The organism is Nitratireductor sp. (assembly GCF_017794765.1).
Taxonomy (GTDB): Bacteria; Pseudomonadota; Alphaproteobacteria; order Rhizobiales; family Rhizobiaceae; genus Nitratireductor.
In genome coordinates this window covers 1,187,876-1,203,189 of sequence record NZ_CP051236.1, presented here as the reverse complement: position 1 = coordinate 1,203,189, position 15,314 = coordinate 1,187,876, and the positions used below count along the sequence as shown (strand labels likewise).

Below are 15,314 nucleotides of genomic sequence, written 5' to 3'. Positions count from 1 at the left end.
CCCGTCATTTTTGCGCCCGGAAACAAGATGCACCCAGGCGAAACCGTGCCGGAGAAGATTAGGTTTGGTCTGTAACCCGATTGGCTCCGGAGAACGCAGGCTGTGTAATTTTTTGTAACCGTCCGAGGTGGCACATAAAAACTGTTTAAGGCTGAACAATCGAAAATATGAAATGATTTTCAATTGGTTGTTCGACATTTCAACCAGAGTTCCCCTCTCGGCAGATGCGTCTGTTTCCTTTACGTGCAGACGGAGGCTGAGTTTTACGAGCAATCGGAGAGCGATCCTGTCTCGACCAGCGCAAGCGTTTGCGACTATCGTATGAGCCATGGGGATCTTGGACGAAAAGCATCGCGTTCTTGTGGTCGATGATGATCAGCGTCTTCGGCGCTTTCTTCAGCGTTTCCTCACGAGTGAAGGCTATGCCGTCACGAGCGCTGAAGACGGCCGCGCGATGCGGCGGGCCATGGCGGACGAGGATTTCGATCTGGTCATTCTCGATCTTACCTTTCCCGTGGGCGAAGACGGTGTTTCGCTGGCGCGCGGCCTGAGGGCCCAGCACGACCTGCCGCTGATCATGCTCTCTGGCAAAAACAGCACGATCGACAAAGTGGTGTGCCTTGAACTGGGCGCTGACGACTACGTGACCAAACCGTTTGAGCCACGTGAATTGCTGGCTCGCATCCGCACCGTCATGCGCCGATTTGCGAGGCGCATCAGCGTGCCGGAGCCCCAGGAGAAAAGCCGTTCACCGGTCATGTGTTTTGCCGGCTGGCAGCTTGACCCCTCACGCCACCACCTTGCCTCTCCAAGAGGTGAATCCGTGCGCCTCACGAGTCAGGAATTCCAGCTTCTGGCCGCACTGGTGGAGCGCCGCGGACGCGTGCTTTCGCGCGAGCAGATCCTTGATATCGTCGCCAATCGCAACTGGAACCCCTACGATCGCAGCATTGACGTGATGATCGGCAAGATCCGTCGCAAACTGCGTGACAATGCCCGCGACACACAGTTCATCAAGACCATTCGAGGTGTCGGCTACATGTTTGCGCCTCAATCCGACGAATAGTGCGCAGGCAGGTAGAGATTGACACAGGTCCCCTTGCCGGGTGTGCTGAGAATGCCAAGCCTGCCACCGGCCTGGCGCACAAAACCATCCACCATCGACAGGCCAAGCCCGCTGCCCTGCCCTGGCGGCTTGGTTGTGAACATGGGTTGAAGAGCACGACGGCGCACCGCCACCGGCATGCCGTGGCCCGTGTCGCGCACCGACAGGAGCACGTAGCGGCCCGGCAGGAGACCGGAGGCAACGCGCGCATCCTCCGGACGGACAATGACATTCGACGCTTCAAAATGCAGATTTCCACCACCGGGCATGGCATCACGCGCATTCAGCGCGAGGTTGAGCAGGCTGGGTTCAAGTTGGCCGGCAGGAATGAGCACGCTATTCAGCCCATCGGCGACCTTGAGCGAGATCGTAACCGTCTCTCCAAGCGTGCGTCCGAGCATGCGCATCAACGGAGGCAGGGCTTCACCAAGCTGAATTGCGGCTACATCCTTCGCATTCTGACGCCCGAACTGGAGAAGCCGATCCGTCAGATCCGAACCTGATTGTGTAGCGTCCAGCGCATCCGCCACGATCTCCGCCAGTTCAGGCTGATCCGACAGGCGCTCTTCGAGCCAGCGCAGATTGCTTAGAAGCACGGCGAGGATGTTGTTGAAATCATGCGCGATGCCGCTGGTGAGCTGTCCCATGGCCTCCATGCGCTGCTTCTGCCCCAACCGCTCGGCAGCCAGCCGCTTTTCCTCCAAAAGCCGGATCCGCTCGAAACATCGGGCTAGCGTCGCCAGCAGGTCTTCGCTGTGAAACGGTTTGCAGAGGTAATCGTAGGCGCCGGCCTGGAGCGCCTCGACGGCGGTGTCTATGGAGGCGTAGGCGGTGACCATTACACACACCACATCGGGATCGCGCTGGCGAATCTGGCGCACGAGATCGACACCATTGCCCGTGCCAAGTCGCACATCGACCAGGGCGACTGCCATTCGCGCCTCCTCAAGAACGGCAAGCGCTGCCTGGGGATCATGCGCGACTGCGACCCTGAACCCCTCGATCTTCAAGAGGCCCGAAAGGCTTGCGGCAAAATCCTCGTCATCGTCAACGATCAGAACGCCCTGATCTTCCGCCGGCGTGGTCTCGCGCAGCGGATGTTCTCCAATGACCTCTGCGGGAAGATCGATTTCGCGATCGGTCATGGCTCACGCTTTCCCGCACAGGGCAGCACAAGCGACACGGTTGTGCCGACACCTTTCTGGCTTTCGATAAGCACATCGCCACCATGCTGCTCCATGATGCGCTTGACGAGCGGCATGCCAAGCCCGACACCGAACGCCTTGGTGCTGAAGAGCGGTTCGAACACGCGGTCTGCCACATCCTGAGACATGCCGCCGCCATTGTCGGAGACCGAAAGGTAAACCCGGTCGCGCAGACGTTGTGTGGAAATGATGATCTGACCGCTTTGCTTCCCGCGCTCCTCACAGGCCTGCGCCGCATTCTGCAGAACATTGGAGAAGGCCTGCCGCAGACGCTCGGCATCGGCAAGGACATCGCAACCGGCATCGAGCTTGAGCGTGATGAGATGCGCGATCTCCTGGTCCTCTTCGCTCAACTGCTGCTTGACCCAGCGGTCGATGGCCACGGGCGACATGACAGGAGCGTGCTTGCGCGAGAAATCCAGAAGATCCTCGATGATGCGAACACAGCGCCAGGCATTGCGCTGCAGGCGCTGCAACTCGCCCGTCACAGGTTCATCGGCGTTTTTGAGAGAGCGGCGCAGAATATCGGTGGAGGTGACCATGGTGCCCAGCGGATTGCGCAGCTCATGGCTCACCGTGGCGGTTATCTGGCCGATTGCCGCCAGACGCTCGTTTGACGCGAGTTCCTGCTGCGCCTGCCTCAGCTTTTCAAGCGAGGTGACGAGATCGCGCTCGGCCAGTTCCCGGCTTTCATGCGAGAGAACGATCCACCATGCGCCAATGGCAAGCAGCGGAAGAAGCGCAAGGAACACCCGCAGGAGAAGCGTACCGCTTTCCACATGCGGCTGAAGCGCAGTGGCGCTCTATCAGCCGGTAGGTGAGCAGGAATACCGCGGCTGTCATCACGGCGAGCGAGAAAAGGACGCCGCTCACCTTGAGCAGCCGCTGCGTCATGCGTGGCGCGATCTTGCTGCGCAGGGCGCGGCCGAAATAACGCGAACGCGAGTTCTCCAGAACCGTGCCGGACGATTTGCAGACATCATGGCAATGGGAATCGAGACTGCAGCAAAGCGAGCAGATCGGGCGCTGATAAAAGGTGCAATGCACCATGTCCGGTCGCTCATATTCCAGCTCGCAGATTTCACAGCGCACCACAGGTTTGTCGGGCTCGGCAAGCGGCACGCGCGGGCGGGCGAGATAATAGCGACCGCGTGTCGCCACGCCGATCAGAACGGCGCCTGAAAGCGCGGTAAAGAAAGCTATGGGAGCAGCATATGCTTCCGCCAGATCCCCGAATCCGCCCATGAAACAGATGAGCGCGAAGAGGGAAGCAAACGCCATCGACCCGCAACCCACCGGATTGAAATCGTAGAGATAGGCGCGCTTGAACTCGGTGAAAGGCGGGCTGACGCCCATCGGCTTCAAGATGGCGAGATCGGCGAAGATGGAGCCGATCCACGCGGCGGCGATGACCGAATAGACCGCCAGCACCAGCTCCAGCGTCTGGAAGATGCCGAGCAGCATCAAAAGCAGAGAGATCAGGATGTTGAAGATCAGCCAGACCACGCGGCCGGGGTGATAATGCGTGACGCGCGAGAAGAAATTGGACCAGGCGAGCGAGCCGGCATAGGCATTCGTCACGTTGATCTTGACCTGCGAGATGAGGACAAAAACCGCTGCCAGGGCCAGCACGGTGCGGGGGTCGTCACTCACATATTCATAGGCCTTGATATACATGTGGATCGGCTCGAGCGCCGTCGATGGCGACAGGCCGGCAGAGACCGCGAGCACGGCCAGAAGGCTGCCGCACAGGATCTTGAAACCGCCAACCACGATCCACCCGGGACCGGCGGAGATGACCGCCGCCCACCAGCGCCAGCGGTTTTCGCGCGTCTTGTCGGGCAGGAAGCGCAGATAATCCACCTGCTCGCCGATCTGGATGGAAAGAGCGCACAGAACCCCGATGGCCGAACCGAAGGCAAGCACATCGAAACCGCCATCAGACGTTTCGCTGCCAGCGAATGCCATCCACTGATCGAGCGTTTCGGGATGCCCGACCGCGATATAGATGAAGGGCGCAAGCAGCATGGCGATCCAGATGGGCTGAGTGACCATCTGCAACTTGCTGATCATCGTGACGCCCATGAAGGTGATGGGAATGATGACGAGCGATGAAATGATGTAGCCCAGCACCAGCGGCACATCCGCGAAAAGCTTCAGCGCCTGCGCCATGATCGCACCCTCGAGTGCGAAGAAGATGAAGGTGAAGGTCGCATAGATCAGCGAGGTGATGGTGGAGCCGATATAGCCGAACCCCGCCCCGCGCGTGAGAAGATCCATGTCGATGTTGTAGCGGCTCGAATAGTAAGCAATGGGCAGGTTCGTGACAAAGACGAACAGGCAGGTGATGAGTACGGCGGGAAACGCGTTGGCGAAGCCGTAGCTCAGCGTGATCGCTCCGCCGATGGCCTCCAGCGCCAGAAACGAGATGCCGCCCAGCGCGGTGTTCGCGATGACGAACGGAGACCAGCGCCGGAAGGACCGCGCCGCATAGCGCAGCGAATAATCCTCCAGCGTTTCATTGGCGATCCATGAATGATAGGATCGTAAGGCAGGTGATTGCGGCGTTTCCACTAAACCGCACTCCGCCCGTTACACTGCCTGCAAGGCAGGGCCTGTGCTTTCCGCATCTTGTTTTTGCTCTCCCATTCTCCCCTTCAGAGATGATCACACAAAGCCGGCGTCGAAACCAGTGCGCGTTCTTTTCATGCCCCCCTTCCGCCGATTGACCAAGGCTGCCGGCCACATAGCCTCTACAGGTCGACCGAAAGCCCGAATGCTGTTGACAAAACAAAACAATTATTTTTTAAGTATCGGAACATTTGTTTTATTTTAGTCGGATGAAGTATGCGTATCGGCATCGCTCGCCTTTGGCACGAAGCGAACTCATTCTCGGTTTGCCAGACAAAACTCGAACATTTCGAGGCGCGCGAATGGTGCCGTGGCGACGAAGCTGCCGTGCTTTACCGAAACACATCCACCGAGCCTGGCGGAGCGCTTTCCTGGGCTGCCATGCACCCGGACGTTGAACTGGTCTTCTCGCGCTGCGCTTCGGCCGCTCCGGCCGGACCGGTTGAACAGACGCTTCTTGACCGGCTAACGGCAGAGATTGCGGAAGACCCGGCTTTGACGGGTATCGACGGTCTGTATCTGTCTCTCCATGGAGCCTGCATCGGCACCGTCGACCCGGATCCGGAAACGACACTGGTCGCGGCACTGCGTCGCCGCTTTCCGGAATTGCCCATTGCCGCGTCCTTCGACATGCATGCCTGCATCGCGCCGGAGCTTGCCGGCATGCTCAATGCCGCTACCGTTTACCGGACCTATCCTCACATAGACATGGCTGAGGCCGCGCGCGACGCGCTGGACATGCTGGCGCACATCATCAGGAACGGGGTGCAGAGCCGTGTGCTTTTGAAAACGATCGACAGGATCCTGCCGAGCTTCAACATGCGCACCGATGGGCCCGGCCCCATGCTGGATATCGAAAAAGAAGCACGGGCGGCGGGCCTCAAGATCGGCGGCAAGTCTCTCTTTCCGGTTGCCTATCCCTTTGCAAGCTTCGCCTATGCGGACGTTCCGCAGGCCAACTCCGGCGTTCTCGTGACATGCGAGGACAGATATCAGGGGCAGGCTCTGGCGGATCATGTTGCCGGCTATATGCGAGGCACGCAGGCTCGCTTTCAGCCTGATCTTCCCTCGGCTGAAGCGGTGCTCGCGGGCCGCCCATGGGCTGATGGAAGTCGCGTTGCGATCCTTGAGCCAGCCGACAATCCCCTTTCCGGAGGAATTGGCGACACACCAGGCCTCTTCCGTGCTGCCATGAATGCGGAATTGCCAGATGGCAGCGTGTTTGCGTTCTTCTCCGCACCGGAGATCGTGGCGGAAGCCCATCGGGCGGGCATTGGTGCAGAGCTCGACATCAGCCTCGGCGCAAGGCTCGACGTCCGCTTCGGAAAGCCCGTCGCCTGCCGGGCCGAAGTCCTGCGGATCACCGATGGGCGTTTCCAGAACGAGGACGCCATGGAGCGGGGCATGAAGGTGGATCTCGGCCCGACAGCTCTGCTGCACGTCGGAAACCTTCGGGTCATCGTGACCACGGGCTGCCAGTCTCCCAATGACAGCGCCTATTTCCGTCTTCACGGGATCGAGATCGACGACGTGCCCGTCCTGCTCGCCAAGGCGAAAAACCATTTCCGGGCTGCATTCGGCAACCGGTTCGACGTCATCCAGTCCTGCGAAACGCTGGGGCCAGCCATGGCTGACGTTTCAAAACTGCCCTTCCGAAATGTGCCTCGGGAGCGCTTCAACCTGAAAGAACAGAGGGTAACATGAAGAAAACCATCACCGCCGCCATTCTCGCTCTGGCCGCCAGCACGGCCAGCGCCGCTGCGATCGAACTCACAGTCAGTTCCTGGGTCGCCCCGTCGCATCCGACAATCTTCGCTGGCTATGAAACATATTTCCCGGCGGTGGCCGAAGCCTCCAAGGGAGATGTGACCTTCAAGCTCGTTTCGGGCGGCGCGCTTCTGGGTGGCAAGGAAACCCTGACGGGACTGGGCGATGGCGTGGCTGATGCTTCCGTGCTCGCGCTCACCTACAACCCGGCACAGCTTCCCACCAGCCAGCTTGTGGCAGAGCTTGCCATGCTGAGCGGCAACTCCCTTGCCGTCGCGGCGGCCGTCACCGAATTCACCCTCTTGAACTGCGCGCCCTGCATTGCAGAATTTTCCAGGCAGAACGTGGTCTATACCGGCAGCTATGCCACCGCGCCCTATGCGCTGATCAGCAAGAGCGAGATCGGCAAGACGGCGGACATCGCCGGCAAGCGTGTTCGTTCGCCCGGCGGCGCGTGGGATCGCTGGATCGGTGAGGCTGGCGCGACGGTCGTCCACACCTCCAGCTCGGAAATGTATGAGGCGCTCGACAAGGGTGTCATCGACGTTGCCATGCAGCCCGCCGCTTCGCTGAAAACGCATTCGCTCTGGGATGTCGCCGACACGATCACGCTCGGCAGTTTCGGCGTCTACAATTCCGGGCCGCTTCTCGCCTTCAACAAGGACAGCTGGGCGGAGCTCACCCCCGAGAACCGGCGCGTCATGCTGGACAAGATGGCCGAGGCCATCGTTGCGACGACCAAGGCCTATGTCGCGCAGAACGAGGAGGCGAAAGCCGAAGCGGCCGATCACGGCATGAAGGTTCTGGACAAGCCGGAGGCGCTTGAAGCCGAAATCGCCAGTTTCAACAGCCAGGACGTTTCTGCGATTGTGACGAAGGCGAAGGACGTCTACGGAGTGGACGACGCGCAATCGCTGATCGAGAGCTATCAGGCGGCTTTGGCCAAGTGGGAAGAGATCACCGCATCCGGCCTTTCCGACGAGGCCCTCGCAGAGCGCATGAAGACCGAGATCTTCGACAAGCTTTCTGAAACCGAATACGGCCTTTGAGCCTGTCACGGCGGCGCCCTTGCGGGTGCCGCCCACGCTTTTGATCAGCCGGGATCCACCATGCAAACAATCGATCTCTTTCTGGGCCGAATTGGCCGCCTGCTGGCGTTTCTGGCCAGCCTGTGTCTCGTCGTCATGATGTTCCAGATCTGCCTGGATGTCGGCGGCCGTTACCTCTTTGGCAAGCCGATGCCCTCCACACTGGAGATCGTGTCGGACTGGTGGATGCCGGCACTCATCTTTCTTCCGTTGCTCAATGTCGAATGGCGCAACGAGAACATTGCCGTCGATCTGTTCTATCAGGGGCTGGGACCAAGGGCACAGGCGGTGCTCGATGCCTTTGCGCTGATCTGCTTCGGCGCGTTTCTGGCACTGATCGCCTATGCGGGGTTTGAACAGGCGCTGCGCGCCTATCGTCAGGGCGAGTTCATTGTCGGCATGATCCCCGTGATCACATGGCCGCCGCGCTTTTTCCTGCCGGTGGCGGGTTTCCTGACGGCACTTCTCTGCCTTGTCCGAGCGGCTTGCGCGATTTCGCGCGCCGTTTCACCCCAGACACAAAACAGCGACCACTAAGGGCCTCACCGTGGATAGCATCACCCTCGTCTACTGGGCGCTTGGGGCGCTCATGATCCTCCTTGCGCTGCGCGTTCCCGTTGCGGCAGCGCTGGGCCTCGTCGCAATCGTCGGCATGTATCTCCTTGTGGGAGAACGGGCGACATGGGGCGTCATGCGCTCGGTTCCCCATGCCTTCGCCGCCCATTGGAGCCTGAGCGCCATCCCTATGTTCCTGTTCATGGGTTATGTTTGCTTTTCCGCCGGTTTGACAGACGGGCTTTTCCGTGTCGCCCGCGCCTGGCTGAATTTTCTGCCCGGCGGGCTTGCCATCTCCTCGGTGGGTGGGGCCGCGCTCTTTTCTTCCGTCACCGGCTCGTCCGTCGCCTGTGCAGCCGCCATGGGCAAGATCGCCGTACCGGCCATGCTCGACCGTGGGTACGACGCCAAGCTTGCCGTTGGCACGATTGCCGCCGCAGGCACGATGGGATCGCTCATCCCCCCAAGCACCATCCTGCTTCTCTATGCCGTTTTTGCCGAGGTTCCCGTCAGCGAGCTTTTCATCGGGGCCGTGATACCGGGCCTTCTGACCGCGCTCATGTATGGCCTGATGATCCTGCTTCGCGTCAAGCACAACCCGGCGCTTGCTCCGCGCGAGACGAGCGTCGACTGGCGCGAGCGGTTTCTTGCGCTTGGCGAGACATGGCCGCTCTTCCTGCTCGTCATAACTGTTTTTGGCGGCATCTTTGCCGGGCTTTTCTCCGCAACCGAAGCCGGCGCCATCGGTGCCCTTGCCTCCATCGCCATCGGCTTTGCCAAGCGCACACTGAGCTGGGAAGCGCTGAAGGCGGCTGCGTTCGAGACGATCCGCTCCACCTCCGCAATCTTCCTCATAGCGGTGGCCGCAGCGCTTCTGACCCGGCTTTTCGCCTTTGCGGGCTTCCCCGACTATGTGCAGGGGCTTATCGGAGAGGACATGTCGCCGCTTCTGATCATCATCGCGGTGTCGCTGATCTATCTGGTGCTCGGCATGTTCCTCGATCCCATCGGGGTGATGCTGCTCACCCTTCCGGTTCTCCTGCCGATCTTCGAGACCGCGGATATCAGCCTGATCTATGCCGGCGTCATGATCACCAAATATCTGGAAATCGGGCTCATCACACCGCCGGTCGGTCTCAATGTCTTCGTCATCAAGAATGTCGTCGCCGATAAAGTGTCCATCAGCGATGTCTTCCGCGGCGTGGGATGGTTCCTGCTTGCCGATGTGGTGACGGTCGCCATACTCATCGCATTTCCGGCAACCGTCCTGTGGTTGCCCAGCCTTATAAGCGGGTAAATGGATGGCAGAGATGACAGACCTTGAAGCGCTGACACAGCGCATGATCTCGCAAATTGAAACGCTGCCCCGCCGGCTTGCCGATGGAGCCCGCTACCTGATCGATCACCCGGACGACGTCGTGCTGCTCTCCATGCGCGAGATCGCCAACCGCGCCGGCGTTGCGCCAGCCACCCTCGTGCGCCTGGCGCGCACGCTGGATTTTGCCGACTGGTCGCAATTGCGTGCCGTTTATGCGGACAGCTTCAGGACCGGACCCGCACGCTATGCCGACAAGGCTGTGGCGGCCGTCAAACAGGACAAGGGCAGCGGCCTTCTGGCCGAGACCTTCAAGGCGCAGGAGGCAAGCCTTGCCTATGCGCTGGAGATCAATTCGACCGCAGATATCGCTTCCGCCGCCAAAACGCTTGCACATGCCGAGCGGCTCTACGTTGCCGCCTTCATGAGCTGCCGTGGGCCGGGGCTCACCTTCACCTATCTGTGCAAGATGCTGCGGCCCAATGTGGAGCTTCTCGGCAGCGAAGGTTCTTCGCTGGTGGCCGATCTTGCCATGCTGACGGAGCGCGATGCGGTTCTCTCCATCAATTTCCAGCCCTATGCGCGCGAGATCGACATGGTGGCTGAGGGCATCTGCAATTCCGGCGCGAAACTGGTTTCACTGAGCGACAGCCGCGCCACACCATTGCAACCCCATGCATCCACCAGCCTGCTCTTCTCAGCCGAAAGCCCGTCCTTCTTTCCATCCGTGATTTCGGCTGTCGGCGTTGTCGAAGGGCTCGCCGCCGCCATGCTTACAGAGCTTCAGGACACGGCCATGGAGCGAATCGGCACCATCGAAGAACAGCTTTACGCCTCCGGCTCCTACCACGCGCACCGGCGCGCACGATAACAGAGACCTCCGAATGACCCATGTTTTTCACCGCTCCCCCCGCAACCCGCTTCCGGTCGCTGTCGGGGGGAACGGCGCCTACATCATCGACGAGACCGGCAAGCGCTATATCGATGCCTGCGGCGGCGCTGCCGTATCGTGCATCGGGCATGGCGATGTGCGTGTTCTTGAGGCTATTCAGCAGCAGATGACACAGATCAGCTATGCGCATACCAGCTTCTTCACTTCGAACGCGGCCGAGGCACTCGCCGATCATCTGTGCGCGGCGACATCGCTTCCACTCGACAGGGTCTATCTCGTCGGCAGCGGCTCCGAAGCCATCGAAGCCGCGATCAAGATGGCGCGTCAATATCATGTCGAGCGCGGTGAGCCCTCGCGCAGGCTGGTGATCTCCAGGCACCAGAGCTACCACGGCAACACGCTGGGCGCGCTCTCGGTCGGGGGCAATCCGCCACGGCGAAAACCCTACGCGCCGTTCCTGCTCGAAGAACCCAAGATCGAGCCCTGCTTCGCCTACCGATATGCCCACGCCGGTGAGAGCGCGGATGACTATGCAAACCGTGCTGCCAACCTTCTCGAAGACAAAATAAGGGAACTCGGCCCTGAAAATGTTATCGCCTTTCTGGCGGAAACAGTGGTGGGAGCGACCGCAGGCGCTGTTGCCGCCGAAAAGGGCTACTTTCAGAAAATCCGGGAAATCTGTGATCGCTACGGCGTGCTCCTCATTCTCGACGAAGTGATGTGCGGCTCGGGCAGAACCGGCAGCTTTCTGGCCTGCGAACAAGACGATGTGGTGCCAGACATTCTGACACTCGCCAAGGGGCTGGGCGGCGGCTACCAGCCAATTGCCGCCGTCATGTGCTCAAAGGATGTCTACGAGACCATCACCGGTGGCAGCGGCAGTTTCGTTCATGGGCACACCTATTCGGCCCATCCACTGGCCTGCGCTGCGGCGCTTGCCGTTCAGCAGATCATTCGTGACGACTCCCTCATCGACAATGTGGTTGCGCGCGGCGCTCAGTTGCGCGAGCGACTGCTCGCCCGGTTCGGCAATCACCCGCATATCGGGGATGTGCGCGGGCGCGGCCTGCTGCAGGCCATCGAACTGGTCGAGCATCGCGATACCAAAGAGCCTTTTTCACCTGGCCGGAAAATCAGCGCTGCGATCAAGAAAAGCGCGATGGATATGGGGCTTTTGATCTACCCGGGGAGCGGCACGATCGACGGAGCCTCCGGCGATCACATTCTCCTGGCACCGCCTTACAATGTCGACGGGGAAACCATTGATCTGATCGTCGAGAAACTGGGCCACGCCGTCGACGCCGCGCTCGGAGGACAATAGTATTAGAATGTCCCCGAGTATTGGAACGCCCCGCATGGCGACCGCGGACCAATGCTCCATGACAAAATGATCGGGTCCCGGCTCGGTCTTTCTTACGGTACGAACGGCGCAACCGGCAAGATTTACGAGCGCGGTGACGGGCCTAAAATTCTGGCACCGGGCCGGCGGTGCGCAACATTCTCGCCAAACTCGGCCATGAAGCAGGAGGCCATCGCCTCGAACTCGGCTATGAGCGCAGTCGCGATAAGGCTGATCGCCGATCAAGATGAACATGGGTCTGGCCGGCGATACTCTGCACCCACTCGAAGTGGCGCGGTATGCCTTGAATGAAACACACCATAACGGCTTCCACTAACATGCGGGATGCCAACGCGATGGTCGGCCCTTTTCATTTTCGGCCTTAAGTTCGACCCGCCGGACACAGTCCTGTAAAAATCCTGTCGCATGCATTCGCTACGGGTAACGGCAGATGCCGCCATCGGCGGCTCAATCCAGCCAAACAGCCAGAGGACTGCCGTCATGAACAAGCAGGATATCGTTCGCCTGTCATGGGACGAATTCGACGAAATGCGCGATCCGCGCCCTGAGGACAATGGTTTTGACGCCGTGGTGGAGCGCGCCATCTCGCGTCGCGGCTTTCTGGGTGGTGTTCTCGCATTCGGTTCCGCTGCCGCAGTTATGGGGTCCGGCGTTCTTTCTTCCATCTCAACTGCAAAGGCGGAAAGCGCGGCATTCAGGTTTGAGCCCATCGGGATCGCGACCGATCACGAAATTCACGTCCCCAAAGGATATAGATGGAAAACACTTGTTCGCTGGGGCGACCCGCTTTTCAAGGATGCGGAAGGCACCTACTCGCCTGAAAGGGGGGTTCCTGTCGAGTTCTCGGACAAGGTGTTCGGCGAGAACACCGATGGCATGGAGACTTTCATAGACGGCGACAAGACGATCCTCGCCATCAACTCCGAATATGTGAACCCGGAGATCAACCTCCCGGCCGAAGCAGAAGGCATGCCCCGCAATGCGGACGAGGTGAAACTCCTCAAGAACCTGCAGGGCGTGACCGTGATGGAGATCGCCGACAATGGCGATGGCTATGCCGTGGTGCTGGACAGCCCCTATAACCGACGCATCACGCATGAGACACCCATGACCATGGATGGCCCGGCGGCGGGCTCCGATCTGGTAAAAACGAATGCCGATCCGGAAGGCCTCTCGCCGAAAGGAACCATGAACAATTGCGGCTCCGGCAAGACGCTCTGGGGCACCTATCTGACCTGCGAAGAGAATTTCAACGGCTATTTCGGCACGACGGCCAGACGTGAAACCACCGAGGGTCAGGTCCCGGATCACGAAGCCACGGAAGGCGAGGTGCGCTACGGCATCGGCGGCGAAGGCCGTTACGCCTATGAAAAATTTGACGAACGATTTGATCTGTCCAAAGAGCCCAATGAGCCGAACCGTCACGGCTGGGTGACTGAAATCGACCCGCTCGATCCGGAATCGACACCTGTCAAGCACACCGCGCTCGGACGCTTCAAACATGAAAACGCCGAGATGGTGCAGGCGGCCGACGGGCGCGTCGTGGTGTATATGGGCGATGATGAGCGTGGCGAGTTCATCTATCGATATGTGTCGAACGGCACCTGGGCCGAAGGCCAGCCGGGGGACGGTCTGCTTTCCGACGGCACGCTCTATGTCGCCAAGTTCAACGATGACATGACCGGCGAATGGCTGCCCCTGACGCCAGAGTCCACCGGCATGACCATTGAGGAGATTCTTGTCTTTTCCCGTATCGCTGGCTCCAAGGTCGGCGCTACCACAATGGATCGTCCGGAATGGGTTGCCGCCAACCCGTTGCGGGTGGAGGCATATTGCGCCCTGACCAACAACAAGAACCGCGGTGTGAAAGCCAATGCCGGCGGCGATGAACAGCCCGTGGGTGGCCCCAACCCCCGCGAGACCAACAATTTCGGCCAGATCGTTCGCTGGCGGCCGGAAGGAGAGGACCACGGCGCCGACACGTTCACCTGGGATCTCTATGTCATGGCCGGCAACCCCAAGGCCTACAACAATGTCTATGCCGGCTCGGACAACATCAACGAAGGCAACATGTTCAATTCCCCCGATGGCATGGCTTTCTCTTCCGACGGATTGCTGTGGATCCAGACCGATGGTGATGACAGCAATGAGGGCGAGTTTGAAGGACAGGGGAACAACCAGATGCTGGTCGGCAACCCCGAAACCGGTGAAATCGCCCGCTTCCTGACAGCTCCGAACGGCGCAGAAGTGACCGGTCTCACCTGGTCGGCAGATCGCAAGGTTGCGTTCGTCGGCATCCAGCATCCGGGCGGCAACTGGCCGGACGGCAATGGAAAGCCACGCTCGGCAGTGATCTCCGTCTGGCGGGAAGACGGTGAAGTCATCGGCTAGCTCGAACCGCTGCAATTGATGAACGAGGCAGGAAGCCACGCTTCCTGCCTCGTTTCGTTCAGGGGAAATGAGCACGATGCTCCCACTTCTCGGGTGACCGCGCCGCAGCCGCGTTATGGCCGAACTGTCGCGAACGGCTTGACGTTTCGCCAAATCCATCCCACCTGTTTGCCGCCAATCTGCAAAACACCAACCGGACTTCCAAACGTGCAAGCGCTCAAAAGCCTGATCGAATCCCGCCGCTTCGAAGCGGTCATCACTGCCCTTATCGTCGTCAATGCGATCACGCTGGGTCTTGAGACTTCTGAACGGGCCATGGATGCATTTGGCCCGCTATTGAAAACACTGGACCAGGCCATTCTGGGCGTTTTCGTCGCCGAGCTTCTCGCGCGGGTTGCCGTGTACCGGCAAAACTTCTTCCGCGACCCCTGGCGCATCTTCGACCTTGTGGTGGTGGGGATTGCACTTGTTCCGGCGACCGCCGGGCTCTCGGTTTTGCGCGCGCTGCGCATCCTGCGTGTTCTGCGGCTCGTCAGCATGGTGCCGTCATTGCGGCGTGTGGTCGGCGGACTGATTTCAGCCCTGCCCGGCATGGGCTCCATCATGCTGCTTCTGGGGCTGGTTTATTATGTATTCGCTGTCATGGCCACGAAGCTGTTCGGTGCGTCCTTTCCGGACTGGTTTGGTACGATAGGCCTTTCCGCCTATTCGCTCTTCCAGATCATGACGCTGGAAAGCTGGTCGATGGGGATCGTCCGTCCGGTGATGGAAGTCTATCCGTTTGCCTGGCTCTTCTTCATTCCGTTTATCGTCTCGACCACTTTCACCGTGCTGAACCTGTTTATCGGTATCATCGTCTCGGCCATGCAGGCCGAGCATGATGAAGAGGCATCGGCCGAACGCACCGCCCTGCAGGCCGAGCAGGAGATCATCCTCAACGAGATTCGAGCCCTGCGCAAAGAAGTGCAGGCAATGGCCGCGGAAAAGGTGCGAGAAGAGCGCTGA

12 protein-coding genes and 1 pseudogene are annotated in these 15,314 nt (G+C 60.0%); 10 read left to right on the top strand and 3 right to left on the bottom strand.

Annotated elements, in window-relative coordinates; genetic code table 11:
- The first annotated feature begins 328 nt into the window (after positions 1–328).
- The gene (locus tag HF949_RS05800; protein WP_292898960.1) at positions 329–1,066 is read left to right on the top strand and encodes a response regulator; all 738 of its coding nucleotides are present in this window, start codon (positions 329–331) and stop codon (positions 1,064–1,066) included.
- Here HF949_RS05800 and HF949_RS05795 read toward each other — a convergent pair.
- From HF949_RS05795 to HF949_RS05785, 3 genes are read right to left on the bottom strand one after another with little or no spacing between them, the layout of a single operon-like run.
- Positions 1,051–2,250 (bottom strand): sensor histidine kinase, encoded by a 1,200-nt coding sequence (locus tag HF949_RS05795; RefSeq protein WP_292898958.1) that lies wholly within the window; start codon positions 2,248–2,250, stop codon positions 1,051–1,053. The two genes, HF949_RS05800 and HF949_RS05795, sit on opposite strands and share 16 nt — an antisense overlap.
- On the bottom strand, positions 2,247–3,089 hold the full coding sequence (locus tag HF949_RS05790; protein ID WP_292898956.1) for a sensor histidine kinase: 843 nt from the start codon (positions 3,087–3,089) through the stop codon (positions 2,247–2,249). The genes HF949_RS05795 and HF949_RS05790 overlap by 4 nt, the downstream gene beginning before the upstream one ends.
- Positions 3,001–4,884 carry a purine-cytosine permease family protein gene (locus HF949_RS05785; RefSeq protein WP_292898954.1) on the bottom strand — a complete coding sequence of 628 codons (1,884 nt, stop codon included), beginning with the start codon at positions 4,882–4,884 and terminating at the stop codon, positions 3,001–3,003. The genes HF949_RS05790 and HF949_RS05785 overlap by 89 nt, the downstream gene beginning before the upstream one ends.
- Positions 4,885–5,157: 273 nt before the next feature.
- Here HF949_RS05785 and HF949_RS05780 point away from each other — a divergent pair, with 273 nt between their 5' ends.
- The 9 genes and pseudogenes from HF949_RS05780 (at position 5,158) to HF949_RS05740 (ending at position 15,314) form a co-directional block, all read left to right on the top strand.
- Positions 5,158–6,645, top strand: a complete 1,488-nt coding sequence (locus HF949_RS05780; protein ID WP_292898953.1) for a M81 family metallopeptidase — start codon at positions 5,158–5,160, stop codon at positions 6,643–6,645.
- Complete coding sequence (locus HF949_RS05775; protein ID WP_292898951.1) at positions 6,642–7,757, top strand: C4-dicarboxylate TRAP transporter substrate-binding protein; 1,116 nt, start codon at positions 6,642–6,644, stop codon at positions 7,755–7,757. The genes HF949_RS05780 and HF949_RS05775 overlap by 4 nt, the downstream gene beginning before the upstream one ends.
- A 60-nt stretch (positions 7,758–7,817) precedes the next feature.
- On the top strand, positions 7,818–8,333 hold the full coding sequence (locus HF949_RS05770) for a TRAP transporter small permease subunit (protein WP_292898949.1): 516 nt from the start codon (positions 7,818–7,820) through the stop codon (positions 8,331–8,333).
- A 10-nt stretch (positions 8,334–8,343) separates the two neighbouring features.
- Positions 8,344–9,648 carry a TRAP transporter large permease gene (locus tag HF949_RS05765; RefSeq protein WP_229450448.1) on the top strand — a complete coding sequence of 435 codons (1,305 nt, stop codon included), beginning with the start codon at positions 8,344–8,346 and terminating at the stop codon, positions 9,646–9,648.
- Positions 9,649–9,661: 13 nt separating this feature from the next.
- Positions 9,662–10,537, top strand: coding sequence for a MurR/RpiR family transcriptional regulator (locus HF949_RS05760; RefSeq protein ID WP_292898946.1), 876 nt, complete (start codon positions 9,662–9,664; stop codon positions 10,535–10,537).
- Positions 10,538–10,550: 13 nt separating this feature from the next.
- Positions 10,551–11,879, top strand: a complete 1,329-nt coding sequence (locus HF949_RS05755) for an aspartate aminotransferase family protein (protein WP_292898944.1) — start codon at positions 10,551–10,553, stop codon at positions 11,877–11,879.
- 63 nt (positions 11,880–11,942) lie between these two features.
- Positions 11,943–12,244 (top strand): annotated as a pseudogene (locus HF949_RS05750) (TonB-dependent receptor domain-containing protein); the annotation flags it as partial.
- 154 nt (positions 12,245–12,398) lie between these two features.
- Entirely contained in the window at positions 12,399–14,309 is a 1,911-nt protein-coding gene (locus HF949_RS05745) for a PhoX family protein (RefSeq protein ID WP_292898942.1), read from the top strand.
- Between the two features lie 207 nt (positions 14,310–14,516).
- Entirely contained in the window at positions 14,517–15,314 is a 798-nt protein-coding gene (locus tag HF949_RS05740; protein WP_292898940.1) for an ion transporter, read from the top strand.